General features: G+C 56.2%; 25 protein-coding genes. 13 read left to right on the top strand and 12 right to left on the bottom strand.

The window, feature by feature from the left end; all coding sequences use genetic code 11:
• Nucleotides 1–70: 70 nt before the first annotated feature.
• The gene (locus ACR0DU_RS05045) at nucleotides 71–352 is read right to left on the bottom strand and encodes an SCP2 sterol-binding domain-containing protein (protein ID WP_170780351.1); all 282 of its coding nucleotides are present in this window, start codon (nucleotides 350–352) and stop codon (nucleotides 71–73) included.
• 387 nt (nucleotides 353–739) lie between these two features.
• Between ACR0DU_RS05045 and ACR0DU_RS05040 the strand changes: the two genes are divergently transcribed.
• Nucleotides 740–919: a DUF1508 domain-containing protein gene (locus ACR0DU_RS05040; protein ID WP_170694862.1), complete on the top strand. Its 180-nt coding sequence runs from the start codon at nucleotides 740–742 to the stop codon at nucleotides 917–919.
• Nucleotides 920–954: 35 nt separating this feature from the next.
• On the opposite strand, the gene ACR0DU_RS05035 is transcribed toward ACR0DU_RS05040, so the two are convergent.
• Nucleotides 955–2,178 carry an argininosuccinate synthase gene (locus ACR0DU_RS05035; RefSeq protein ID WP_480872829.1) on the bottom strand — a complete coding sequence of 408 codons (1,224 nt, stop codon included), beginning with the start codon at nucleotides 2,176–2,178 and terminating at the stop codon, nucleotides 955–957.
• A 139-nt stretch (nucleotides 2,179–2,317) separates the two neighbouring features.
• Between ACR0DU_RS05035 and ACR0DU_RS05030 the strand changes: the two genes are divergently transcribed.
• Nucleotides 2,318–3,085 carry a hypothetical protein gene (locus ACR0DU_RS05030; RefSeq protein WP_480872828.1) on the top strand — a complete coding sequence of 256 codons (768 nt, stop codon included), beginning with the start codon at nucleotides 2,318–2,320 and terminating at the stop codon, nucleotides 3,083–3,085.
• Between the two features lie 57 nt (nucleotides 3,086–3,142).
• Nucleotides 3,143–4,369, top strand: coding sequence for a threonine ammonia-lyase IlvA (gene ilvA / locus ACR0DU_RS05025; protein WP_480872826.1), 1,227 nt, complete (start codon nucleotides 3,143–3,145; stop codon nucleotides 4,367–4,369).
• On the opposite strand, the gene ACR0DU_RS05020 is transcribed toward ilvA, so the two are convergent.
• On the bottom strand, nucleotides 4,366–4,716 hold the full coding sequence (locus ACR0DU_RS05020) for an Hpt domain-containing protein (protein WP_480872823.1): 351 nt from the start codon (nucleotides 4,714–4,716) through the stop codon (nucleotides 4,366–4,368). The genes ilvA and ACR0DU_RS05020 overlap by 4 nt on opposite strands.
• Before the next feature lie 121 nt (nucleotides 4,717–4,837).
• Between ACR0DU_RS05020 and ACR0DU_RS05015 the strand changes: the two genes are divergently transcribed.
• Nucleotides 4,838–6,112, top strand: a complete 1,275-nt coding sequence (locus ACR0DU_RS05015) for a PP2C family protein-serine/threonine phosphatase (protein WP_480873284.1) — start codon at nucleotides 4,838–4,840, stop codon at nucleotides 6,110–6,112.
• On the opposite strand, the gene ACR0DU_RS05010 is transcribed toward ACR0DU_RS05015, so the two are convergent.
• The gene (locus tag ACR0DU_RS05010) at nucleotides 6,109–6,552 is read right to left on the bottom strand and encodes an NUDIX hydrolase (RefSeq protein WP_170780060.1); all 444 of its coding nucleotides are present in this window, start codon (nucleotides 6,550–6,552) and stop codon (nucleotides 6,109–6,111) included. The genes ACR0DU_RS05015 and ACR0DU_RS05010 overlap by 4 nt on opposite strands.
• Nucleotides 6,553–6,628: 76 nt before the next feature.
• Here ACR0DU_RS05010 and hslO point away from each other — a divergent pair, with 76 nt between their 5' ends.
• The 8 genes from hslO (at nucleotide 6,629) to ACR0DU_RS04970 (ending at nucleotide 15,869) form a co-directional block, all read left to right on the top strand.
• The gene (gene hslO / locus ACR0DU_RS05005; RefSeq protein ID WP_170780059.1) at nucleotides 6,629–7,615 is read left to right on the top strand and encodes an Hsp33 family molecular chaperone HslO; all 987 of its coding nucleotides are present in this window, start codon (nucleotides 6,629–6,631) and stop codon (nucleotides 7,613–7,615) included.
• Nucleotides 7,605–8,204 carry a CoA pyrophosphatase gene (locus ACR0DU_RS05000; protein ID WP_480872821.1) on the top strand — a complete coding sequence of 200 codons (600 nt, stop codon included), beginning with the start codon at nucleotides 7,605–7,607 and terminating at the stop codon, nucleotides 8,202–8,204. The genes hslO and ACR0DU_RS05000 overlap by 11 nt, the downstream gene beginning before the upstream one ends.
• Entirely contained in the window at nucleotides 8,201–9,355 is a 1,155-nt protein-coding gene (locus ACR0DU_RS04995; RefSeq protein ID WP_480872820.1) for a CCA tRNA nucleotidyltransferase, read from the top strand. Before ACR0DU_RS05000 ends, ACR0DU_RS04995 begins: the two co-directional genes overlap by 4 nt.
• Before the next feature lie 194 nt (nucleotides 9,356–9,549).
• A complete protein-coding gene (locus tag ACR0DU_RS04990) occupies nucleotides 9,550–11,388 on the top strand; it encodes an ABC transporter ATP-binding protein (RefSeq protein ID WP_480872818.1) in 1,839 nt (612 codons plus the stop codon).
• The gene (locus tag ACR0DU_RS04985) at nucleotides 11,385–13,217 is read left to right on the top strand and encodes an ABC transporter ATP-binding protein (RefSeq protein ID WP_480872816.1); all 1,833 of its coding nucleotides are present in this window, start codon (nucleotides 11,385–11,387) and stop codon (nucleotides 13,215–13,217) included. The genes ACR0DU_RS04990 and ACR0DU_RS04985 overlap by 4 nt, the downstream gene beginning before the upstream one ends.
• A 39-nt stretch (nucleotides 13,218–13,256) precedes the next feature.
• Complete coding sequence (locus ACR0DU_RS04980) at nucleotides 13,257–14,480, top strand: class I SAM-dependent RNA methyltransferase (protein ID WP_480872815.1); 1,224 nt, start codon at nucleotides 13,257–13,259, stop codon at nucleotides 14,478–14,480.
• A gap of 22 nt (nucleotides 14,481–14,502) precedes the next feature.
• Nucleotides 14,503–15,288 (top strand): ion transporter, encoded by a 786-nt coding sequence (locus ACR0DU_RS04975; protein WP_170471057.1) that lies wholly within the window; start codon nucleotides 14,503–14,505, stop codon nucleotides 15,286–15,288.
• A 62-nt stretch (nucleotides 15,289–15,350) separates the two neighbouring features.
• Entirely contained in the window at nucleotides 15,351–15,869 is a 519-nt protein-coding gene (locus ACR0DU_RS04970) for a L,D-transpeptidase family protein (RefSeq protein ID WP_170542577.1), read from the top strand.
• Nucleotide 15,870: 1 nt separating this feature from the next.
• Here the strand turns inward: ACR0DU_RS04970 and ACR0DU_RS04965 are convergent, their stop codons facing one another.
• The 7 genes from ACR0DU_RS04965 to cysQ all read right to left on the bottom strand — a co-directional run bounded on the left by ACR0DU_RS04965 (nucleotide 15,871) and on the right by cysQ (nucleotide 23,764).
• Complete coding sequence (locus ACR0DU_RS04965; protein ID WP_480872813.1) at nucleotides 15,871–17,304, bottom strand: nodulation protein NodH; 1,434 nt, start codon at nucleotides 17,302–17,304, stop codon at nucleotides 15,871–15,873.
• Nucleotides 17,305–17,310: 6 nt separating this feature from the next.
• Nucleotides 17,311–19,011 carry a DUF5927 domain-containing protein gene (locus ACR0DU_RS04960; protein ID WP_170780052.1) on the bottom strand — a complete coding sequence of 567 codons (1,701 nt, stop codon included), beginning with the start codon at nucleotides 19,009–19,011 and terminating at the stop codon, nucleotides 17,311–17,313.
• Nucleotides 19,008–19,994 (bottom strand): glycosyltransferase family 2 protein, encoded by a 987-nt coding sequence (locus ACR0DU_RS04955; protein WP_010442946.1) that lies wholly within the window; start codon nucleotides 19,992–19,994, stop codon nucleotides 19,008–19,010. The genes ACR0DU_RS04960 and ACR0DU_RS04955 overlap by 4 nt, the downstream gene beginning before the upstream one ends.
• Nucleotides 19,995–20,143: 149 nt before the next feature.
• A complete protein-coding gene (locus tag ACR0DU_RS04950; RefSeq protein ID WP_170780050.1) occupies nucleotides 20,144–21,190 on the bottom strand; it encodes a glycosyltransferase family 2 protein in 1,047 nt (348 codons plus the stop codon).
• Nucleotides 21,187–22,170 (bottom strand): UDP-glucose 4-epimerase GalE, encoded by a 984-nt coding sequence (gene galE, locus ACR0DU_RS04945; protein ID WP_170780049.1) that lies wholly within the window; start codon nucleotides 22,168–22,170, stop codon nucleotides 21,187–21,189. Before galE ends, ACR0DU_RS04950 begins: the two co-directional genes overlap by 4 nt.
• Nucleotides 22,167–22,967, bottom strand: a complete 801-nt coding sequence (locus ACR0DU_RS04940) for a 3-deoxy-manno-octulosonate cytidylyltransferase family protein (RefSeq protein WP_480872810.1) — start codon at nucleotides 22,965–22,967, stop codon at nucleotides 22,167–22,169. The genes galE and ACR0DU_RS04940 overlap by 4 nt, the downstream gene beginning before the upstream one ends.
• The gene (gene cysQ / locus ACR0DU_RS04935; protein WP_480872807.1) at nucleotides 22,967–23,764 is read right to left on the bottom strand and encodes a 3'(2'),5'-bisphosphate nucleotidase CysQ; all 798 of its coding nucleotides are present in this window, start codon (nucleotides 23,762–23,764) and stop codon (nucleotides 22,967–22,969) included. The genes ACR0DU_RS04940 and cysQ overlap by 1 nt, the downstream gene beginning before the upstream one ends.
• A 123-nt stretch (nucleotides 23,765–23,887) precedes the next feature.
• Here cysQ and ACR0DU_RS04930 point away from each other — a divergent pair, with 123 nt between their 5' ends.
• Complete coding sequence (locus ACR0DU_RS04930; RefSeq protein WP_480872805.1) at nucleotides 23,888–24,709, top strand: ABC transporter permease; 822 nt, start codon at nucleotides 23,888–23,890, stop codon at nucleotides 24,707–24,709.
• Here ACR0DU_RS04930 and ACR0DU_RS04925 read toward each other — a convergent pair.
• On the bottom strand, nucleotides 24,706–25,308 hold the full coding sequence (locus tag ACR0DU_RS04925) for an alpha-ketoglutarate-dependent dioxygenase AlkB family protein (protein WP_480872803.1): 603 nt from the start codon (nucleotides 25,306–25,308) through the stop codon (nucleotides 24,706–24,708). The two genes, ACR0DU_RS04930 and ACR0DU_RS04925, sit on opposite strands and share 4 nt — an antisense overlap.
• Nucleotides 25,309–25,486 lie beyond the last annotated feature (178 nt).

Raw genomic sequence — 25,486 nt, 5'->3', positions numbered from 1 at the left:
AAGCTGCCCGCTGGATTGCGCTTGTGCAATGTGCTGACATGATTTGTCACGCGCTGGTGAGACGAGTTTATCAGCCCAGCAACTGCCCCAGTTTCATCGCCACATTCATATTGCCCGAGATCTTGAGCTTGCCTAGCGCCACCCCGGTCATCGGGTTCAGCTTACCGGTCAGCAGTTTGGTCAGGTTCTCGCGCGAGATACGGATGGTGCAATCGGTCTCGCGATCTTTGGTTGAGGCAGTGTTGTCGGCCAGAACAATCACGCCATCCTCGCCACAATCGAATTTCAGTGATCCGTCAAAGCCCTTGCCATTCAGACCTTTCTGAATTCCGTCGGCGATGTCTTGCAGCATGGTGTTTCCTTTCAAACTTGACGTATGCGTAAAGACAAAAGGTCAAAACCTGCAAGACTTACCAAACGGGAACCGGAAAGTTGCGCAGTCTTCTGGGTCCAAGGAATCGGGCTAAATGTGGTAGATCATGCTGTGTGCGCCACGTCATGCCACACAAGATGTTGTTATCTAACATAGAAAAAGACTCGACTCTGAGGTGCAGAGGCGGAATCATAAGGGGTACCTACTGGCATAGGTACCCCATGACTGCCGCAAACGGGCATTCTGTCTACTGAAGACACTGCGATTCTCACCGAAATCGCGAGTCCCGTCAAGCATGTTGCGGCGTCCTTGTAGGTTCCGGCATTCCCGCTGGGACCGCGTTCTAGAGTACTAGGAGACGCGTAAATGTATTTCGTTCTTTACAAAGACAACGCAGGATACTGGCGTTGGACACTCAAAGCGTCCAACCATGAACCTATCGCTGTTTCTTCGGAGAGTTACGTCCGCAAGGCTGACGCTGAGTACGGAATCAACCTTACGAAATCAGCATATAATGCCCCTGTCCACGAACAGCGGGCGGCATAAGAACTGAGGGTGGGCAGCTTGCGCTGCCCATTTTCTTAACCCAACCGCTTGTCACGCGCAGCCAAGAGCTTCAGGCGCAGCGCGTTCAGTTGAATGAAGCCCGCAGCGTCTTTTTGATCGTAGGCACCGGCGTCTTCTTCGAAGGTCACGTGTGCTTCGGAATAGAGCGAGTGATCCGACCAGCGGCCCACGGTTGAGGCCAGGCCTTTGTACAGTTTTACGCGCACGGTGCCGGTGACATGTTCCTGAGACTTGTCGATCGCGGCCTGCAGCATTTCACGTTCAGGCGAATACCAGAAGCCGTTGTAGATCAGCTCGGCATATTGCGGCATCAGCTGGTCCTTCAGGTGCATCGCGCCCCGGTCCATGGTGATGGATTCGATGCCACGATGCGCTTCCAGCAGGATTGTGCCGCCCGGTGTTTCGTAGATACCGCGCGATTTCATGCCAACGAAACGGCCTTCGACCAGATCGAGACGGCCAATGCCGTGCTTGCCGCCATATTCGTTCAGCTTGGTCAGGATGGTCGCGGGGCTCATCGCCTCGCCATCGATGCTGACCGCATCGCCTTTTTCAAAGCCGATTTCGATGAACTCGGGCTCGTTCGGTGCATCCTCGGGGTGGACTGTGCGCTGATAGACATAATCCGGCGCCATATCCGCAGGGTCTTCCAGAACCTTACCCTCGGACGAGGTGTGCAGCAGGTTTGCGTCAACCGAGAACGGAGCCTCGCCGCGCTTGTCCTTGGCGATCGGGATCTGGTTCGCCTCGGCAAATTCCAGCAGACGGGTGCGGCTGGTCAGGTCCCACTCGCGCCATGGAGCAATAACCTTGATGTCGGGGTTCAGCGCGTAAGCCGCCAGTTCGAACCGCACCTGATCGTTGCCCTTGCCGGTCGCGCCATGGGCGACGGCATCAGCACCGGTCGCCTCAGCAATCTCAACCAGACGTTTCGAGATCAGAGGTCGCGCGATGGACGTACCGAGCAGGTATAGACCTTCATAAACCGCGTTGGCGCGGAACATGGGGAAGACGAAATCGCGGACGAATTCTTCGCGGATGTCCTCGATATAGATGTTCTCGGGCTTGATCCCCAGCAACTCTGCCTTTTTGCGGGCAGGCTCAAGCTCTTCACCCTGACCCAGGTCGGCGGTGAAGGTCACGACCTCACAGCCATACTCGGTCTGCAGCCATTTCAGAATGATTGAGGTATCAAGGCCACCGGAATAGGCCAGAACAACTTTCTTGGGCGCGGACATCTGACTTCCCTTTATGCGTAGAACGACTGGCCCCTAGCGGGTTTTGGACGCGGGGGCAAGCTGTGTGGATTGACGCAGGGCGGGAATTGAGGTGAAACGGTCCGTTAGAGAACAAGGAATAGTTGAGAGGGCGGTTTTTATGCTGGGATTAGAGATATTCGTGCATTCGGTGAGAATGGTTCTTAGGAATCTGACACAGGCATTGCAGATTTCTGTTGTACCAGCGTTGATTGGCGGCTTCCTAGCAATCGGCTTGTTCTTTCTGTTCGGCATCCCTTTTGAAGAATTTAACAGTGAAACCACTGGCTTTCCTGACGGTGTAACGGCGGCATCCTTCACCGGATTTCTGCTCTGCTTTATGATCGTTATCTTTGGGGTCATGCTATGGATTGTCGTGTCGTGGCACCGCTTTGTTCTTCTTGAGGAATATCCAAGCGGTTTGGTTCCGTCTTTCAGGTTCGACCGTGTGCTCGCCTATTTCGGGCGTCTCCTGATGCTCGGCCTAATCGCTCTAATAATCATGATACCGGGGACGTTGATCATGAGCATGATGGCGCAAGCCTCTGCAGTGCTAGGAATTCTGGTTTGGCTGGGTTTGATTATCTTTCTCACCATCGGCTTCTATCGGGCCTCCGCGATTTTGCCCGCCGCAGCGATCGGAAAACCGCTAAAGCTGTCTGAAGCTTGGCAGGCGACCACTGGCGCAAGCGGAGCAATCGCACTTCTGGTCGTCTTGTCCATCCTCTTCCAATTGTTGCTTCAGCTGCTGGCATCACTGCTGCTGTTCGTCCCGATCATCGGTATCTTCATTGTCTTGTTTGCGAGCATGCTGATCGTCCCATTGATCAATGTTAGCATCCTGACGACGATCTATGGTGTGTTCATCGAGAAACGCGAGTTGTCCTGAGCCCGTACACATATGTATTCCTTGCCCTTTCAGCGGTGATCGGGCAGGGAAATCGACATGACTGATTTCATGCCCCGTGCCCGCGCTGCCGAACAGGCGATGCGCTCTGTTTTTCCAGCAACGCCTCTACAGCGGAATGCCCATCTGTCCGAACGTTATGGCGCGGATATCTGGCTCAAGCGCGAAGACCTCAGCCCGGTGCGGTCCTACAAGATCCGCGGCGCATTCAATGCGATGCGCAAGCAGCAGGGGCAGGAGCTATTCGTTTGTGCCAGCGCAGGCAATCACGCGCAGGGCGTGGCCTATATGTGCAAGCATCTGGGCGTGAAGGGTGTGATTTTCATGCCGGTGACAACGCCGCAGCAGAAGATACAGAAAACCCGTATCTTTGGTGGTGACAATATCGAGATACATCTGACCGGTGACTATTTCGACGATACCCTGTCCGCCGCTCAATCCTGGTGTGAAGAGCAGGGTGGGCATTTCTTGTCTCCGTTCGACGATGCTGATGTGATCGAGGGACAGGCCTCTCTGGCGGTTGAGATCGAAGCGCAATTGGGCGGCGTGCCTGATCACGTGATCCTGCCTGTTGGCGGTGGCGGAATGTCTTCGGGGGTCGCGACGTGGTTTGGGGGCCGGACGCATTGTTTATTTGTGGAGCCAAAAGGCGGCGCGTGCTTGCATGCGGCAATGGCAGCGGGACATCCGGTGGCGTTGGACCACGTGGACAATTTTGTAGACGGCGCGGCGGTCGGAAAAATTGGTGCGAAACCCTTTGAGCTGCTGAAGGATCGTCACCTGTCAGATGTTTTGGTCCTGTCCGAGGATCGGATTTGTACCACCATGATCGAGATGCTGAATGTCGAAGGCATCGTTTTGGAGCCAGCTGGTGCCTTGGCGATTGAGGCGGTTGCCGATGTCCAGAGCTTTATCCGTGGCAAGACAGTGGTCTGCGTGACTTCTGGAGGCAATTTTGATTTCGAGCGCCTGCCTGAAGTGAAAGAGCGCGCGCAGCGCTATTCAGGCGTGAAGAAATACTTCATCCTACGACTACCGCAGCGCCCAGGTGCGTTGAAAGAGTTCTTGGGTATCCTTGGCCCAGAGGACGATATTGCACGATTTGAATACATGAAAAAATCGGCGCGCAACTTTGGTTCTGTTCTGATCGGAATAGAGACCCGCAAACCCGAGAATTTTATGCGTCTGTTCGCGCATCTGGATGACGCAGGGTTCACGTATACAGATATCACTGAGGACGAGACCCTGGCGCAGTTTGTAATTTAGAGCAGGTTTTCGGCGAGGCCCGCCTGAAACAAGGCTTTCGATGCGTCATAAGCCGTACAAATTTCACCCAGATCGACTGCAGCGCCGTCGCCCGCAGCGGCCCGGCGCTCGCCGTCCTGACATAGCTTCGAGAAGCTGTCGAACCCAAGACTTAATGCGCTGCCTTTCAGGAAATGCAGGTTCTGCTCGATCTCGATCCGGGCCGTATCATCGCGCAGCTTCTTGATGACCTCCTGAACCTCGTCCAGAAAGATATCGACAACCTCATCGAACTCTTCTGCGCCGACCTCATCACGTAACTGTCTGACTCTGGACCACTGAATCATGCCACCCTCTTGCGGTTGCATTTTGGTATCCTGCTGCGGGTAAATGAGGAGTTAAACTTTGGCTGCTCGATCTTTCATCGGATGTTAAGTTGACGCCCTTAGCGTTTTGTCAACTGGAGAGTTGAGCAAGTACAGGGACTTCATGGTGCCGGATGCCAGTCATGTTGAGACCCGGGTCGAGCTGGATTTTGGCGCGATCCGTAAGGTTCTTGTTGTAGACGACAGCCGTCTGCAGCGACGCATTCTGGTGGCCTCGCTGAAGAAGTGGGGGTTCGAAGTTCTTGAGGCCGATAGCGGCGAGGCTGCGATTGAGTATTGCGCAACCGATACGCCCGATCTGGTGCTTAGCGATTGGGTTATGCCCGGCATGGGCGGGCTGGAGTTCTGTCGCGCCTTCCGAGAGCTGGATAGTGATCAATATAGCTATTTCATCCTTCTGACCTCAAAAAGTGAAAAGCAGGAGGTCGCAAAAGGGCTAGACGCAGGCGCAGACGATTTCCTGATCAAACCTCTTGAGGCGGATGAACTGCGTGCGCGCATCTCGGCTGGTGCGCGTATTCTGGACATGCAGCGCGAGCTGTCGCGCAAAAACCAGCTGATCGAAACCGCGCTGAACGAGCTGAAGCTCGCCCATGACGCGATCGATAAAGACCTGATACAGGCGCGAAAGATTCAGGAATCGCTGGTGCCAGAGTTGAAGGGAACCTTCGGTAAATCTCAGGTCAGCCTGCTTTTGAAACCCTGTGGGCATATCGGCGGCGATCTTGTTGGAATGTTCTCACCCGGTGTTAATCGGCTGGGGTTCTATAGTATCGATGTCTCAGGCCATGGGATCACCTCTGCGATGATGACGGCCCGACTTGGCGGGTATTTGTCCAGCACGCATTTCAACCAGAACATCGCGATGGAACGCCGGTTCAACAAATTCTACGCCTTGCTACCGCCCGAAGAGGTCGCGTCTCTGCTCAACTCCCGTCTGATCGCCGACACCGGGATCGAAGAGTATTTTACGATGATTTATGCCATCGTTGATCTTCGCAACGGACATCTAAAAATGGTGCAGGCAGGTCACCCGCATCCGCTGCTGATGCGCCATGATGGCAAAACCGAGTTTTTGGGCGAAGGTGGGTTGCCAATTGGTCTGCTGCCGGAAGCACAGTTTCAGCAAACCGAAACCTATATGCAGCCGGGCGACAAGCTGCTGTTGCACTCGGACGGGTTTACAGAATGTCAGCTCGCCGATGGCAGTTTGCTGGACGAAGACGGGCTTAGGTCAATGGCTGTCGAGTGCGCTGAAGATAACGGAGGGCCGGAATTCCTTGAGGATATGTTCTGGCGACTCAGTCAGGTGATGTCGCCAGACAGCGGCATGACCGATGACGTCTCTGCCGTGTTTTTCGAATATAACGGACCTTAGAGCCCATGCAGGTGGCGCTGGGCGAAATGGGCGTCGCCGTCATTGCCTAACAGATGAACGGCATCTGCGGTCTCCATCCAAATGGCCTCATGAATGTCTTCGGTCGGAGGGCCTAGGCGACGGACGGGGTGGGCGCGGTAGATTAGGCAGACTTTCTCGGCCCACAGGTCGTATTCCGGCATGTAGGTGTATCGCCGAAACGCACCCATTCGCCGGGGTGCGGCGATCAGCCAACCGGTTTCTTCGTAAACCTCACGGTGAAGCGCCGTAATGGGTGATTCCCCGGGATCGATGCCACCGCCCGGCAGCTGAAGATCGGGGCCAGGTTCCAGCTGACAGGTCAGCAACAAACGGTTGCCCTGAGGTAGCAAAGCATAAACGCCGACTCGCCGGGTGTATTTACGATCTGCCTCGGGGCTTTCACCGAACCGTCTGATCATGTAAGGCCCCTTTCAACCAAAACTGTTCAACCTATATGGTGGCGGTATGCCAACCTGTGGCGCTTAAGGAAACCCCATGTCTATTGGAACCAAAATCGCGTGGGACGACACGGTCCTGCCCTTTCAACTCGATGTATCGGACATGCGTGGCCGCGTGGCGCGGCTGGACGGTGTGTTGGACGGCATCCTGAAACAGCACGACTACCCTGAGGTGGTCGAGGCGCTGGTGGCCGAGATGGCCCTGCTGACCGCATTGATCGGGCAGACAGTATCGCTGCGCTGGAAGCTGTCCCTACAGGTGCAGTCCAAGGGTGCTGTGCGGATGATCGCAACAGATTATTACGCACCGCAGCAAGAAGGTGAGCCCGCGCAGATCCGTGCCTATGCCAGCTTTGATCGTGATCGGCTGACTGATGCCGCCCCCTTCGACCAGGTGGGTGAGGGCTATTTCGCCATCATGATCGATCAGGGCGAAGGCACGCAGCCCTATCAAGGCATCACGCCATTGGCCGGTGGATCGCTGAGCGCCTGTGCCGAGGCTTACTTTGCACAGTCTGAACAGCTGCCAACCAGGTTTTCACTGAGCTTCGGCAAATCGACCGAGCCCGGTGTCGGGGAACACTGGCGCGCAGGCGGGATTATGTTGCAGCACATGCCCAAGGCTTCGCCCTTTGCCGCATCCGGGGAAGGCAGCGGAGAGATTCTGACCGCCTCGGATCTGGTGGATGGTGAAGAGGGCGAGAACTGGGATCGCGTTAACATCCTGCTCGACACCGTAGATGATCTGGAGATGATCGGGCCGTCCGTTGCGCCAACCGACCTTCTGGTGCGCCTGTTTCATGAGGAACAGCCTCGCGTCTATGATGCGCAGCAGGTAAAATTCGGCTGCACCTGTTCCGAAGATCGCGTGCGCCAAAGCCTGTCGATCTATTCGGCGCAGGATATTGCGACAATGACCACGGACGAAGGCACCGTCACAGCAGATTGTCAATTCTGCGGTGCGCATTACGTGCTGGATCCAACGACCGTCGGGTTCGAGGCCGAAGGTCCGGATGGCGCGTGATCTGATCTCGGAACTGACAGCGGCTCTGGGTCGTAATGGCGATGGGTCCAGTGACTTTGATCTGAACCCGGAGACGGTGCTGCCTGCGGGGCGCAAATTGCGCCCTGCGGGTGTGTTAGTGCCTATTTCCATAGTCGGCGATGTGTCGCAGTTGATCCTGACCAAGCGCTCTTCGGCGTTGAAGCACCACCCGGGCCAGATTGCCTTTCCGGGTGGAAAACAGGATGAAGGTGACGCGGATGTCACGGCCACCGCCTTACGCGAAGCCCGAGAAGAAATCGGTCTGCCACCCGAATTGCCGCGCATACTGGGCCGTCTGCCAACCCATGAAACCGTAACCTCCTTTTCGGTCACGCCTGTTGTTGCGATCCTTGAAGCCAGCTTCGAAACCATCGCCGAACCGGGCGAAGTGGATGAGGTCTTCTCAGTTCCGCTTGCGCATGTCTTGAACCCAGAGAATTATGTCGTCGAGTCGCGCCGTTGGCGCGGCCAAAGACGGTATTACTATGCTGTGCCCTATGGCCCCTACTACATCTGGGGAGCAACGGCGCGGATGCTGCGGGGACTGGCAGCGCGGATGAGTGAATGAAGCGGATCACAGAAGATTGGTTAACCGAACAAGCCACACAGGATGTGTGCGCCGCACTGACTAACGGTGGGGCGCAGGCGCTATTCGTCGGTGGTTGTGTGCGCAATGCTCTGCTGCACGCACCGGTTTCAGACATCGATATTGCCACGGATGCAAAGCCCGAGCGGGTTATGGAACTGGCGCAGAAGGCTGGGCTGAAACCAATCCCGACTGGGATCGAACATGGCACGGTAACCGTCGTCAGCAAGGGTATTCCTCATGAGGTCACGACGTTCCGCCGTGATGTCGAAACGGATGGTCGACGTGCGGTTGTGGCCTTTTCAGACAGGGTCGAAGAAGACGCCGCGCGTCGTGATTTCACCATGAACGCGCTTTACGCTCGACCTGACGGCACGATCCTTGATCCGCTGAACGGTTTACCGGACCTACAGGCGCGTCGCGTGCGCTTCATCGGTGAGGCCAGTGATCGCATCCGCGAAGACTACCTGAGATCGCTCAGATACTTCCGCTTTCACGCTTGGTACGGTGATGCAGACCAGGGCTTCGACCCCGATGCGCTGGATGCGATTGCTGCGAATTTGGACGGGTTAGAGACACTTTCCCGCGAAAGGGTCGGGGCCGAGATGCTGAAACTTCTCGCTGCGCCTGACCCCGCGCCGTCGGTTGCCGCCATGCACAGCACCGGTGTTTTGGCGCAGCTTTTGCCCGGGGCAGATTACCGGGCTCTGGCGATCCTGATCCAGCTGGAACAAGACGCCCACGCCACGCCCGAAGCGATTCGCCGTTTGGCCGCGATTGCACCGCCTGAAGTCGCAAAAACCCTGCGCCTCAGCCGTGCGCAACTGCAAAGACTGACCCGGATGCGCGACGAAGCGATGGCGATGACCAGCGTCGCGGAACTGGGTTACCGCTATGGCTCGGAAGGCGGTTTGCACGAGACGCTTTTGCGCCACGCATTTCTTGAACAGCCATGGTCAGAAGACCTGAGCCAAGCATTGCAACATGGGGCCGCAGCCAGTTTCCCGATTAAGGCGTCGGATTTGATCCCAGCCTTCTCGGGTCCCGCGCTGGGCAAAAAACTGGCCGAGCTTGAGGCGCGGTGGATCGCGTCGGATTTCACGCTTAGACGCGAAGAATTGCTGGCGGAATAAATTGAAGTCTCAAAAGGGGATGACAAACCCGATTTGATTTGGCAGGGTGCGCCTGACTCATATGGAGGGAGGAATGCGAATGTATTACGGGATCTGGTTCGGCTAAAGCCCGGAACACTTTGACCCGTAGGGGTGGTGTTCTGGCGCCATCTTTCATCGCATGACCTATTTTTTGCTCAATCGGAGCACTCTCTATGTTTCGCTACTTCGAAAACCTCATTGACCCTTTTGTCGCCTATGAACAGGTAGATACCCCACCTACGCGGCTGTGGCCTTTCATGTTGGGCTATTCGCAGCCTTTCAAACGCGTTTTCGTGCTGGCCGCACTGATGTCCGTGATCGTTGCTGCGGTCGAGGTCGGACTGATCTTCTATATGGGCCGTGTCGTGGACCTGCTGGGAAGCTCACCCGCTGAATTCTGGCAGGCGCACGGGACCGAACTGATCGTGGTCGCCGCGCTGATCCTGTTCATTCGTCCCATTCTGCAGCTGGTTGACGTCTTACTGCTCAACAACACGATCCTGCCGAACTTTGGCACGCTGATCCGTTGGCGGGCCCATAAACATGTGTTGCGTCAATCGGTTGGCTGGTTCGAAAATGACTTTGCCGGCCGTATCGCCAACCGGGTTGTTCAGACCCCACCCGCTGCGGGCGAGGTGGTGTTTCAGGTCTTTGACGCGATTTCATTCTCGATCGCCTACATGATCGGCGCGGCCATATTGCTGATGGCGGCTGATCCGCGCCTGTTGCTGCCGTTATTGATTTGGTTGGTGTTCTATGGGGCCTTGGTGCGGTGGACCGTCAAGCGGGTCGGACCCGCGTCGCAAGCCGCGTCCGATGCGCGTTCGACCGTAACAGGGCGCGTGGTGGACAGCTATACCAACATTCACTCCATCAAGATGTTTGCCCATGACATGCAGGAACAGGATTATGCGCGCGAGGCGATTGCAGAAACCCGCCGCACATTCCAGATCGAGATGCGGATTTTCACCATCATGGATGCCGCACTGGTTGCGTTGAACGGTGTGCTGATCGTGGGAGTCGTCGGTTGGGCGATCCTGCTTTGGGCGCAAGGTAGCGCTACGGTTGGTGTGGTGGCCGCCGCCACTGCGTTGACGCTGCGGCTGAATGCCATGACCGGATGGATCATGTGGGCGTTGACCAGCTTCTTCCGGGAACTGGGCATCGTTGCCGAAGGGATGCAGACCATTGCACAGCCCATCGACTTGTTGGATGAGCCTGATGCGAAATCCTTGCGGCTGGGCAATGGCCAGATCGAAATCCGCGACCTGTCGCATCATTATGGGCGCGAAACTGGTGGTTTAGATCACGTCAATCTGACCATCCGGCCAGGCGAAAAGATTGGCCTGATCGGGCGGTCGGGGGCCGGAAAATCGACTCTAGTAAAGCTACTTCTGCGGTTTTACGACGTCGAGAAAGGCGCGATCCTGATCGATGGTCAAGACATCTCGAAGGTTACGCAGGACAGCCTGCGCAGCCATATCGGGATGGTCCAGCAAGACAGCGCTCTGTTGCACCGCTCTGTTCGTGCCAACATCCTGTATGGCCGACCTGATGCAACCGAAGAGCAGATGGTGGCCGCTGCCAAACAGGCCGAAGCGCATGAGTTCATCCTCGATCTGCAAGACCCGGAGGGCCGCACTGGCTATGATGCGCATGTGGGCGAGCGGGGCGTGAAACTGTCGGGCGGTCAGCGGCAGCGTGTAACGCTGGCGCGGGTGATCCTGAAAGACGCGCCGATTTTGCTATTGGACGAGGCGACATCTGCCCTAGATTCCGAAGTCGAAGCCTCGATACAGGAAACACTCTACGGCATGATGCAAGGCAAGACCGTGATCGCCATCGCGCACCGGCTCAGCACGATTGCTCAGATGGATCGCATTCTGGTGATGGATGGTGGTCGCATCGTCGAACAGGGCGGCCATTCCGAATTGCTGGCGCAACGAGGGCTTTACGCCCAGTTCTGGGCGCGGCAATCTGGGGGCTTCCTGAACCCGGAGGCCGCTGAATGAGGATTGCCGACCTCATCCAACCGTTCAAAGACATCGAAACGCCCCCGCCGCAAACGCTGGGGGCGTTCATTCGCTGGAGCCTGTCCGGCGCCTGGCCGATGCTATTCGTCGCTGCTGCGTTCTCGGCAATCGCAGGCGCTATGGAGGCCGGCACCGCCTGGGTCTTGGGGCGGGTTATCGATCTGACTACAACCAGCGGGCCAGACGCGTTTTTGACCGGCGGCAATCTTGCGATCATTTTGGGTGCTGTCGCATTCTTCATGCTGTTGCGTCCCGCGCTGTTTGGGCTGTCATCGATCGCGAATAACTACATCGTCATGCCCAACATCACATCACTGGTATTAGCCAAGCTGAACCGCTGGACGCTGGGTCAATCGGTGACCTATTTCGACGATGATTTCGCCGGGCGGATTGCCCAAAAACAGATGCAAACCTCAAATGCGATGACGCAGGTGGTGTCCGAAACCATCAGCGCGATTGTGTTCGCCTTGGCCTCGCTTGCGGGGTCATTGCTTTTGTTAGGGTCTATTCATCCGCTTGTGATGGTCCCGTTCGCCGCTTGGTTGGTTGTCTACTTCCTGCTGGTGCGCTGGTATCTTCCACGCATTCGTGTGCGCTCTGCCGCGCGGGCCGGAGCACGAGCGATGGTGTCGGGGCAAGTGGTCGACACGATTACAAATATCAAGACGGTCAAACTGTTCGCTCATTCGGAATTCGAAGACCACGCTGCGCGCAACTCTATGGTCGACCTGCGAGAACGGTCGCTGGAATTCGGCAAGTTGTCGGCCAGTTTCCGGTTCATCCTGATGACGCTAGCCGGGGTTCTGCCAGTCCTGCTGATCGGTGCGACGCTGTGGCTTTGGCGGATGGGCGGCGCGACTGCTGGGGATATCGTAGCGGCTGGCGCCGTGGCGATCCGTATCTCACAAATGACCGGCTGGGTCAGTTTCACGTTGATGGGCCTATACGCCAATGTTGGCGAGATCGAGAACGGGATGCATACCTTGACCAAGCGCGACCGGGTCGAAGATGCCCTGAATGCGACTCCCCTAGTGGTCTCGGAAGGTGAGATCGCCTTTGACCATGTCAGTTTTGCCTATGGCCGCGATGTGGGCGGCGTGTCTGACCTGCATTTCACCGCAGCTCCGGGTGAGAAGCTGGGCATTGTCGGGGCCTCGGGTGCGGGGAAATCCACTTTGGTTTCACTGCTGCTTAGGCTCTATGACGGGGAAAATGGCGTCATTTCAATTGACGGGCAGGATGTCTCTCAAGTGACACAGGACAGTCTGCGCCAACAGATCGGGATGGTGACGCAGGAAACTGCGATGTTCAACCGCTCGGCGCGCGAGAACATCCTCTATGGCCGTCCTGACGCGACTGAGGCTGAATTGATTGAGGCCGCGACCAAGGCCGAGGCGCATGAATTCATCCTCGGGCTTGAGGACGCGCAAGGCCGCAGGGGCTATGATGCGCATCTGGGTGAGCGGGGCGTGAAACTCAGTGGCGGACAACGGCAGAGAATCGCTTTGGCCCGTGCTATCCTGAAAGACGCACCAATATTGGTTCTGGACGAGGCGACCTCGGCGCTGGATTCCGAGGTCGAGGCCTCGATTCAGACCGCGCTGCACCGGGTGATGCAGGGTAAAACGGTTCTGGCGATCGCGCACCGTCTCTCCACGCTCAGCGAGATGGATCGGATCATCGTTCTGGATCATGGGCATATCGTCGAGAGCGGAACACATGAGGCGCTATTGGAACGTGGCGGGCTTTATGCCCGGTTCTGGCACCGCCAGTCGGGTGGGTTCATTCAGGCGGAGGCGGCAGAATAAGGGGTTTTGTTGGTCGCAAACCCTCGGTATCAGGCCCCCATGACGCAGCACTACACTATAAACCGCCTTGGACATCAGGGCGACGGGATCGCCGATGGTCCGATCTATGCGCCACGCACCCTGCCGGGTGAGGTGGTCAGCGGCACGCTGCTGGGGCAGTTCCTGAGTGACATCCGTGTCGAAACGCCCTCGGATCAGCGGGTCAAGGCACCTTGCCGTCATTACAAGACCTGTGGTGGCTGCCAGATGCAGCACGCAGCTGACGACTTTGTCGCCAACTGGAAGGTCGACGTGGTCCGCAACGCGCTCGCCGCGCAGGGGCTCGATGCCCCGATGCGGCCCATTCACACCTCGCCTGAACGATCCCGCCGCCGTGCGACCATCGCCGTTCGGCGCACCAAAAAGGGTACTCTGGCTGGGTTCCACGGACGCGCTTCGGAAACGATCACCGAAATTCCGGACTGTCGCCTGCTGCATCCCACCTTGATCGACGCCATTCCGGTGGCCGAGGCCTTGGCCGTGTTGGGTGGCAGCCGCAAAGGCGTGTTGGCCGTAATGCTGACCCTGTCCGAAGGCGGTCTGGATGTGGCGATTAAAGGCGGCAAACCGCTGGATGGACCATTGGAACTGGCGCTCGCGCAAGCGACCGAGCACCACGGCCTTGCCCGGCTCAGTTGGGATGATGAAGTTATCGCCATGCGTGAGCCTCCGATCCAACGCTTTGGAAACGCTGGCGTCACCCCACCGCCCGGAGCGTTTTTGCAAGCCACCAAGGATGGAGAACAGGCTCTATTACAGGCCGTTTCCGATGCGACGCTGGGGGCCAAGCGGATCGTCGATCTTTTCGCGGGATGCGGAACTTTCTCACTACCGCTGGCACAGACAGCCGAGGTGCATGCGGTCGAGGGCGAGGCCGAAATGACGAAGGTCTTGGATCAGGGATGGCGCAAGGCGCAAGGCCTGAAACAGGTCACAACCGAGGCCCGAGACCTGTTTCGCCGCCCGCTCATGCCCGATGAGCTCAAGAAATTCGATGCTGTCGTGCTAGACCCGCCGCGCGCAGGGGCCGAGGCGCAGGTGGCCGAGTTAGCGCAGGCCCAGCGTCCAGTGCTCGCATATGTCTCATGCAATCCAGTGACCTTTGCCCGCGATGCAAAAATATTGGTTAACGCCGGATATACCCTTGAATGGGTGCAGGTGGTTGACCAATTTCGATGGTCGTCACACACCGAACTTGCCGCTCGGTTCATTTTGAACAATTAACCCTGAGATAAGGACCACCCGCATGGTGATCGCCCAACGACTGCTGCCCATCATCGAAGCGCCGACTTTCGGGAAGTTCATCACCGGCGTGATCCTGTTCAATGCGGTCCTGTTGGGGATGGAGACATCACCCACGCTGATGGAGGCGGCAGGCCCGCTGATCGTGACGCTTGATAAACTGTGCCTCACCATCTTCGTCATCGAAATCGTGGTGAAACTGATCGCGACCGGGCGTCGGTTCTTCACAAGCGGCTGGAACATTTTTGACTTTGTGATTGTGGGTGTCGCCCTTGTCCCCAGCGCGGGGGCGCTTTCTGTTCTTCGGGCGCTGCGTATCTTGCGGGTATTGCGCGTCATCTCCGTTGCGCCGCGCCTGCGCCGAGTAGTCGAAGGCTTCATCTCGGCGCTGCCGGGCATGGCCAGCGTGTTCCTGCTGATGGCGATCTTGTTCTATATCGGCGCGGTGATCTCGACCAAACTGTTCTCATACAGCTTTCCGGATTGGTTCGGTGATCTGGGCATGTCTGCCTATACGCTGTTCCAGATCATGACGCTGGAAAGTTGGTCCATGGGGATCGTCCGCCCGGTGATGGAGGTCTATCCCTACGCCTGGCTATTCTTTGTTCCCTTCATCATGGTGACCACCTTTGCGGTGGTTAACCTTCTGGTTGGTCTGATCGTGAACTCGATGCAGGATGCCCACCATGCCGAGGATGAGGTCAAAACAGACGCCTATCGTGACGAGGTTCTTGAAAGGCTCGAGTCGATTGAACGCCGCCTGACGGAACAGTCGTACATCAAAAAGTGATTTAAGTTTCGCGCAAATCTGGCATAATAATTGGCAAAAAAGAGCATCAGGCAGTGAAAACTATGGATCGTCGAGCATTTGGAATGGGCGCGATGGCAACGCTGAGCCTTTCAGCGTGCGCCTCAGCGAAACCCAGATTTCTTTCTTATCGCGGGCCCGAGGTGACCTCTTTGGTCATCAACAAGGGCGCACGCAAGATGTATCTTCTTCATAACGAGCAGATTTTACGGGAATATGATGTCGATCTGGGATTTGCGCCCAGAGGCACAAAAACCAAAAAAGGCGACGGCCGCACGCCTGAGGGCACTTATCTGATCGACCGCCGCAACCCACGTAGTCGGTATCACCTGTCGCTGGGCATCTCGTATCCGAACTCGGAAGATCGGGCGAAGGCCAAGGCCGCTGGCGTTGATCCGGGTGGTGATATCTTCATTCACGGACAGCCGAACCTAAGGTCCGAGTTCAAGCGTGCGAAGAAGACGCCTGATTGGACAGCGGGCTGCATCGCTGTGAAAAACGATGAGATCGAAGAGATTTACGCGATGGTGAACGAGGGAACGGTCATCACTCTGCGTCCTTGACTCAAAGCGGTTTCCAAGCACCAAACCCGAACTGCACATAGTCGCGCTGGTAGGCTTCGGCTGCCAGCGCTTCAAGCCGTGCATCGTAAATTTGATCCAACAAGAAGGGTACATCAGGCTTTGCTTTCATCGGAGTTGGCGGTGCTTCGTGTCCCACTTGACGGGCAAGCTCGGGCAATTTGATTGCCATCTCATCCTCACGCAGAATCAGATCGGGTAGAGTGAATCCAGCCATGCCTTCCAGTGTTTGCACCTGCCCGCACCATTCTCCATCGACGCGGATCGGGGTCTGACCGGCAAGAATACTGCGCAACATGCCCAGATATGCCGAGAAAGCTTCGTAGTGTTGGTCAAGTGAATAAGCACCTAAATCACCTTTGGCAGGTAGCGGCACATTGTACCGCCGGCTCAGCATATTGCGGATACTGACATAGGCGCCGGGGCCGGTGTGTAGGATACGGTCACAGAATACCGCGTGCGCGCGCGCCAACGGATGCCGTAGCACTGTGAATTTGCGGTGACCGGGATGGCTTTGCATCCAATGACGCGTCTGTTTCTGATTGCGGCCAGTGATCAGGTCATCGGTTGTGACTCCATCGAGATCGGCAAGCCATTGCGCAATTTCCGCCTCGGGGCCCCCGCGCACGGGTAGATACATCAGGGGCGTGTTTGCCGCGCCCACATAGCGCGACACGGCAGGACCGCGGCGCGGCTCGAAATTTGGGATTTGGTGCAACTTGAACCGGTCATACTGTGACAGTGCCTGCTCCATGTCGTCTGGATTGGTCACTTTCGACAAGGCAGGCGCGGGGTTCTGGCGCTTGAGATGTTGGTTCAGCTCGGCAAGCCGTGCGCTGACGCCCAGCCAGGCAGCAAGCCCGTTCAAAACGTCCAGATCATTCAGATTGTCATAGTCTATATAAAACGGCGTTTGCCCTGTGGTTTGCAAGTGCTTGAGAACGGTCTGCTGGAACGCCTGCCGTTGTTGAAGTTGGTCAAAGAACTCTTCGGTGTCGAAAGTGACCTGCGCGTCGCGGCGCTGCTTGATGTTTACCAATCTCCATTGCTTGGTCTTCAACGCGATTTTCCAAGAGATGTAGCTGTCCAGAGGATTGCGCATCAGGATGATCTTGGCACAGCGTGGATCATCAAGCGCAGGCCCAAGAGCACGCGCATCGTGATCACTGAAGAATCGAAAACCGTTCATCTCACCCGGTGCGTTTCGGATCGCATTGATCAGAGCCAGAGGATCGTTCTCGCGATCTTCTAGAGTAAACCCAAGAACGCTATCCAGTTTTGGCAGGCCGACGAAGTAGGGGTTGAACGCCTCACCGTGACAGGTCACTCCGTCGAGCGTATTTAACTGCAATTCCAACAGGTTCGAGCCAGTACGCATATCGGCCAGTACGATGAAGTAATCGAAGCGGCGGGTCATTTTTAATTACTGCACCAGATAGGGCTTTTTGAATGATTTGGCTTGTCCGCCAAATACATCGTTAACAGGAAAATCACCCATCAAATAGGGATGCATGCCCTGGTTCTTGAGATTCTGCAGAAACTTACCAAACCCCGTCAGATCCACCATCGTGGGTGCCTCGGTCAAGTGGGTGGGCTGGGGCGCACCCATATCTTCAAGCACGGTCTGCAGGTGTTCCATGGGGGATTCCACGAACTCAGCCATGGTCCAGACCCGTATTCTAGAGTTTGCGCGGGCTGTATCCAGCAACTCAAGCTGCTTTGTTTCCCGCTGCTGCAAACGGGCAGCTTCACACCGAATATCGGCAAAGTTCATGTTGGACCTGAACAAGGGAACCGCCCAGGCGCCAGTGATGATTGCAATACTGGCGTTCAGATCGCGCAACAGGAACTCGTTGATCTGTTGGGAATCATTCGGTCCGAATTGAAAACATTGGCGCTCGCCCCGTGTGTTCCAGATGACGTTCGACAGGAATGCAGTCGGATTGTAGTCGCGGAGAGACGCGCAATCTGGAAGCGCGCCGTTCATCATTGTGCCACCGTTTGCAAATTGCGCCTTCTCCGGGTGAAACAGATGTCCGTGCACCCGTGCACTCGTCACATTTGCAAGCCAGGGTTCGAAATCTTCAAACAGCTCTGAAAAGCCTTGAAGCACGGAATAAGGAAAAGCGGTTAGGCCGCGTTCGCTTGTCGCGCGCGGAAAACAACTCTGCATATACAATCCGTCCCGGCCGCGAATGCGCCGCTCGACAGCTTTAGAAAACACTCGGTCGATCTTTCCCGGATTGGGCTCAGCCGGTGTCATCGCGCTGTTTTCATCCGACAAAAAGGATTGATACAGCCTGTCTGCTCCGTGCCAGACTTTCCGCGCCACAAAGCAATCCGAGCGGCGTAGCAATTGTAGGTGGTCGTCGTAGAACATATGAGGTCGGCCCTGATAGTCGAACTTCGACAGTGTCAGCGACCGGCTTTCGATATGCGTGGAATACAGGCGCGCGAGTGTTTGGAAATAGCTTTCGTCCGGGATCCAGACCCTCCGAAAATACCGGTCATAGTCCGGGCGCTTGGGGTCCTGCAAAATGGCTGACAGGGTTTGCCGTGTCAGGCACCACCATTGGCTGCCCATATGTGGCACAAGACCTTCAGGGATCGCCCTGCGCATTCCTACTACGCGTTGAAGCCGCACGTAGGCGTCAAACAATCTCCGCTGTTTGCGCCATGAGAACGGAAAACGCAGCGTGAAGCGTTCAAGATCCAACCCCCCCATGGTCCAGCTGACATCGCGTGTTGTGGCGCTTTCGATGAAATCAACGCGGGGGCGATCAGCCAGATAATCCATCAGCTCGCCCACAGGGCGAAGCGGCAAACAAGCACCCGAGGCAAGGAAAACGTGACGCACCTGCGGGAAACTGTCCAACATCTGAGTTGCAGCGGACTGTGAGGCTGCAACGATGCCCCACCCACCCCATTCACAGACATGTCGACCCGAGAACTGGATTAAAGGATTATCTGAACAGGCGGTGACCAGAGTGGAATATGCCGAGTTGGTCACCTTGCGATCCACATGGATCACGACCGGGCAGCCCGATGCGGTCCAATGCCGCGCCACCCGCTCTACTCGGTCGAGTGCGGTGTGCACCAGCATGACGATGCCCAGGCTGCTCATGCCCAGTTCCCTTTTGACATCATGCCGAGGATCTCAAGCTGTCGCCAGTTGATGTATTTCTCGGACCAGTTGTTCCAGAAAACGGGCTTATTCTCCAAGTGTTCGGCATAAGCTCTATATTCGCCCGAGGCGCGATAATGCTGGCTGCGGCTTAGTTCCTCACGGGCCTTGTTGCCCAGAGTGTCGATTAACTTAGCATGTAGCAGTGCGCCGCTGGTTTTTTCACCCCCACGTTCCTCGTAAACTTGGTTGAGGCCACGGGGCAGCAGCGCATGGGTCGAGCTGACATAGGCGTATCGGCGATGCCATTTCACCAAAGGGATTTTGTTCAGTGCAGGGGCTTTTTCGGGCGTATCATGAAAGAAAACCCGTGCTCGGGCACCACCTTGAATCCACAGGTTGCCATAGGTGGGATTCCGGGCGATCATGTAGTTGCCTGAGTCAAACCACGGGGCGATCTCGAACGGATTCTGACCGGCATGATAGGGCGTGTCTTCGACGACCCCCTCAGGATACATGTCGATCAGCATTGTGCCGAAACTACGAACGCTGGTGTCATCCAACCAGTCGGTCAACGCCCTTATCGGGCGGGTATCACAGAACGGGTAAACAAAGAACTCGTCCGGATCGACGGTCAAAACCCAGTGTTTGTGGGCATAGGTTCGCAACAGATAATTTGACCAGTCCAGCCCATAAGTCGAACTTTTGTAGCTGGCATCCGTCCACCACAGTGACACGTCTGGTTGGTCGGTTAAAAATTCACGCGTTCCGTCATCGCTATTGTTGTCGACGAATAGGAAATGGTTGATGCCAAGCTTGCGGTAATAGTCCAGAAAATAAGGCAGGCGGATACATTCGTTTCGCACGACGCTCATCAACAAGATGTCTTGCGGGCGAATATCTGACGTGTTGTTCTGTATCGCTTTCAATTCGCGTCTTTTGCGCAGGCACCGCAAAAGGCGACGCTTGCGTCGCAATCTCATGCGATAGGAATCCAAAAGGCTCACGCGGCTGCCCAACCTTTTTTGATATACGCGCGTCTGCCCGGGGCCGCCTGAGGCCTGAGTGGTGCCGAGCCGTCATCGTTTTATGACATCTAGTTACCTTGCGAAGCAATGGGTTTAAATCCGGTTTACTTCCCCGTAGTGGCTGGAAAGCCGCCGCCGTTCAGCAGCCCCAAAGTCTCCAATTGTTGCCAATCGCGCAGCTTTACAGAATCAGACCCCCAAAGATCGGGCTTATTGATAATCCCATCATAATATGTGCTGAATTTTTTAGGGTCGTGGAAATGCTGGCGCCTGTGTTTTTCGATCTGCGATTTTTCTACAACCCCCGGCAGGAATTTCGTGTGCAGCAAAACGCCCGAAGGAGCCTGCCCCTCTGGCCCGTCATATTCAAAATTCAGGGCTCGCGGCAGGGCGGAGTGGCAGGAATTCACATAAGCCATATGTCGCGACCAATGGATCAAAGGGATTTTGTTCAGAGTCGGGGATCTTTCAGGGTGGTCCGAAAAGAAAGCTCTCTCGCGCGTCCCGCCTTGAACCCACAAGTTGCCCAATGGAAATTGACGTTGGGATCTGTAGGGGCCGGTGTCGAACCCGTTCAGAACATCCGTGGGATCGGATTGCGGGTCATAGTACTGCGTGCCCACTGGGCCTTTGGGAAACAGATCCAGCATCAATGCGCCAAAGGCGGACTGCCCACGCGCGTCCAGCCAGCCCGTCAAATCGTTTAACAAATGCGTGTCGTGATGGGCATAGACAAGCAATTCATCGGCATCGACCATAAGCGTCCAATGCCCGTGGCCAAATTTCCACTGCAGATATGTCAGCCAATCCAATCCGAACCGGGACGCACGATAGCTAGCAGTTGTCTGCCACAGAGATACATCCGGCTGATCAAGCAGGTACTGGGTCGATCCGTCGTCGCTGCCGTTATCCACAATCAGAAAATGATCTACACCCAGCGTCCGGTAGTGATGAAAAAACCACGGCAATCGGATGATCTCGTTCCGTAGAGTGGTAAAGGCAAGGATAGCTCCCGGCGCGATTTGTTGTGTTTTGTCTGCACGCGAAGTTAACTGATGGCGGCTACGAAAAGACCGCCATAAAAGCCGCTTACGCTTTAGGCGCAGCTTGTATCGCTGCCCCCAGCTTAGCGGCTGATCCTTGGTGCTCACTTTTTGTAGCTGCCATTCTGATGCCAGCGCCAAGCATCGGTGACCATCGTATCTAACGTTGATCTTTTTGGCATCCAGCCCAGCTCTTGTTCGGCGCGGGTTGAGCCTGATACCAGACGTGTACAGTCCCCTGCCCGGCGTGGGCCAATGCTGTAGGGCACCGCTCGATTGGTGACGGTCTTTGAATGCTCGATCACTTCCATAACCGAAAATCCTGATCCGGTACCCAGATTGAACACACGGCTCTCTTTGCCTTGTTCCAGCCACTTCAGACCAAGAATATGCGCATCGACCAGATCGCAGACGTGCACATAATCGCGAATACAGGTGCCATCGGGCGTGTCATAATCGGTGCCGAACACTGTAAGACCATCGCGCTTACCGGCGACAGCGTCCAGCATTAGCGGCACCAGATGGGTCTCGGGTTGATGGAATTCACCAATTTCGGCATCCGGATCGGCCCCAGCGACGTTGAAATATCGGAAGATCACATGGTTTAGCCCGTAGGCGAATTCGAAATCACGCAGGATATCTTCGATCGCGCGTTTTGAGGCGCCATAGGCGTTCAGCGGTTGTTGAGGTGAGGTTTCATCGAGCACCACATTGTCGTGTTCGCCATAAGTGGCGCAAGTCGATGAAAAGACGAAATTCAAACAGCCCGCGTCGACTGCCGCTTGGATTAACGTCAAAGAGCCGGTCACATTGTTCGACCAGTACCTGCCAGGCTCGGACATTGCCTCACCCACTTGGCTGAGGGCTGCGAAATGCATCACGGCGGCTGGCTGGTATTTGGCAAAGACGGCGTCCAGATGCGCGCGATCCAGTAGGTCGCCCCGTTCGAACGGACCAAATTTCACCGCATCCTGCCAACCGGTGACCAGATTGTCATAGGTCACCGGAATATAGCCCGCCTTTGCAAGCGCCTTGCAGGCATGCGAACCAATATAGCCCGCGCCGCCGGTGACCAGAATATGGGTCATTCCAGTCCCATCGCGGCCATCATTTCTTCGATCTTGGCGACATCTTGCGGGTTGTTCAGTTCCCAAAATTGACGACCTTTGGCTTCCACCTCGACGCACAGAACCTTGCGACCGTTTTCCATGAAACGCAGTTGTTCAAGGCCCTCCAATGTTTCCAGCGGGCCGGTCGGCCAGGAGGGATAGTCTGCCAGTGCATCTGGCCGATAAGCGTAGACACCGACATGATGAAAGACCGGAGTTGGATCATCGTTGGCATAGGTCTCAGAGGTGAAGGGAATTACCTCTTTCGAGAAATAGAGCGCACTGTGATCATTGCCGAACACTGCTGTCGTACCGCCGACGCGGTCGTGTTTGCGGTCATTCAACAACCCGTTCAGAGCGTCGCCATCGCAGCGCAGAACCGGGGTGGCCACACCGGCCTCAGGTGCATCGCGCAAGCCTGAGATCAGGTCTTCGACAAACCAGTGCGGCGTCAATGGTGCATCGCCCTGCAGGTTCACTATGATCTCATAACCGCTGCCCAGCGCCGTATGTGCTTCGGCGCAGCGCTCGGTGCCATTGCGACAGGTATCCGAGGTCATGATCACTTCGGCCCCGAACCCTTCGGATACTTCGCGAATGCGGTCATCGTCTGTCGCCACGACGACCCGATCGACACCCGCGACCAAAATGGCGGCGCGCCAGGACCGTTCGATCAGTGTCATGGCTGTACCATTGACCCCGGTCAGCGGCACCAGAGGTTTGCCCGGATAGCGGGTCGACGCGTAGCGGGCGGGAATCGCGATCAGAACAGACATCAGGCTTCCTTCAGGTCGACGCCCGGAGCATAGGCGATGAAAAATGGGTTGGCATAGCCGTCTTTGCCGTAGGTCAGCGGGGTGTGGTCATCAAAGCGCACGACATTTCCACCAGCACCGGCCAATACTGCATGGCCCGCTGCGGTGTCCCATTCCATTGTGCGGCCTACGCGGGGGTAGAGGTCGGCCTCACCCGTCGCCACCAGGCAGAACTTCAGCGACGACCCGGCGCTTTTGCTGTCGCGCACCTGATACTTGTTGATGTAATCCTCGGTCGCCTGATCCCTATGCGACTTGGAGGCAACGATCATCAGAGCTGAATTGTCTGGTTTAGAGACTGCTATTGGCGTTAGCGCACCCGGCTGATCCTTGTCGAGCGCGCCAGTTTCCTCAACCGCTTGCCCATCGGCCTGCGTATAAAACATCCGCCCCCGTGCGGGCGCATAAACTACGCCGCGCGTCGGTACGCCGTTCTCAACAAATGCGATGTTCACCGTGAAATCGCCTCGACGGTTGATGAATTCCTTGGTGCCGTCCAGCGGATCGACGATCAGAAAGGTCTCACCTTTTTCCGAGTGCGAGTCCGCCTGCTCTTCAGTCACTAGCAAAATTTCGGGAAAAGCTTCGCGCAGCCCGGCCGAGATCAGCGCATCTGCGGCCTCATCCGCCTCGGTCACCGGGCTGGAATCGGATTTGACTTTGACGTCGAAATCATCCGACTCGTAGATCTGCATGATCTTGTCGCCTGCCTGAAGGGCGAGCCGCCGGATGACGGGTATCAGGGCGTCATAGGTCACAAAAAAGCTCCGTTCTTGAGATTTGTTGATCCAAGTTTCTTACGGACTTATGGTGCGCTAGATACGGAACAGCAAGAAATTCGTGCCAGATTGCAGGTGACATGAGCAGGAAAGAGTGGTCGCGTGTTTCACTATAAGCGAAATCAGTCGTTGTTGGGCGGGGTCTTCACCACAGCTGAACTGATATTTCATGCGATTGTGCGCAATATCCGATCGCAGCATTCAAATGCGGTGATGGCGATCCTGATAAATATTCTTCAGGTGGTTGTGGTCGCCGGTGCGTTCTACTTGATCCTGTCTTTCATGGGCACCCGGATCGCGAAGATACGCGGTGAGTTCATACTTTTTCTGCTGTCTGGAGTGTTTCTGTTTCTCACACATATCAAATCGGTCGGTGCCATTGCCGGTGTCGGAGATGGCAATAATCCCATGACTTTGCATTCCCCGATGACCATGATGGTGATGCTGGCGGCTTCGGCGCTAGGCACGCTCTATACCCAACTTGTCTCGATCCTGGTGATTTTGTTTGTCTACAGCGTTGCAGTTTCGCCGCTCGAGATTCAGGAGCCAGGCGGGGCTTTTGCCATGCTTGTGCTTGCCTGGTTTACGGGGTGTTCGGTGGGGCTCGTGTTACTGGCGCTGAAGCCGTGGTTTCCCAATACAGTGACCATCCTGAAAAATGTCTATCGGCGGATGAATATGGTTTTTTCCGGCAAGATGTTCGTGGGAAACGCGCTGGGTGGGTTCATGCTGACCATGTTTGCCTGGAACCCGCTGTTTCATGTTATCGACCAATGCCGCGGCTTTGTGTTCCGGAATTATTTTCCTCGCAACACAAGTTGGGAATATGCGCTTTGGGTGGGGATTGTCCTGACCATGATCGGGTTGCTGGCTGAATTCTACACGCGCAAACACGTGTCAAAAAGCTGGGAGGCGCGTCGCTAGGTGGCGACCCGAAGCGTCAGATTAATACGCCCGCCCTTCGGCAGCAGTTTGGATGATCCAAATCGGATGCGGTCAATCCCGTGATATGTCAGACGGGCAGGTCCGCCCATGATCACCACATCGCCCGAGCTCAGCCAGATTGACTCGGTCTTGCCCCCGCGTGTCGTATTGCCGATGCGGAATAACGCGTCATCGCCCAGTGAAATCGACAACACCGGCCAAGAGAAATCAGCCTCGTCCTTGTCTTGATGCAGGCCCATCTTGGTGCCTTCGCCGTAGTAGTTGATCAGACAGCAATCGGGCTGACGTTCCGCGCCGGTCAGGTCTTGCCAGATCGTCAGAATATCATCCGGGATTGCAGGCCAGGTCATGCCTTTGGGATGGGTATCCTGATACCGATAGCCAGCCCGATCCGTAACCCAGCCCAATGCTCCGGCCGAGGTCATGCGTACCGACATTTCTTTGCCCGATGGGGTGATGGGCCGATAGAGCGGTGCGGCCTTCAGAATCGGGCGCAACAGGTCAACCAGGCGGATTTGCGACACCGCATCCAGATAGCCTTTGCGGATATCAAATCCGCGCAAAAGAAGCCGCGCCATGGAAGAATCCCCAAACCTTGCCAGAACCTTGCCAAAAAAGGCCACAAAATCCCGAAAACCTGCGTTTCTGACCGCTTGCAGGCCCCAGTCTGCGCCCTTATATACGCCTCGACGCGCGATGGTGTAGTGCTGTCGCGCACATCAGATCGGGGCCGGGATGCCGTAACGGGTTCAGGCC

Source organism: Ruegeria sp. G2 (genome assembly GCF_056533505.1).
Note: the sequence above shows the minus strand (reverse complement) of the source record. Positions and strands in the feature narration are given on the sequence as shown.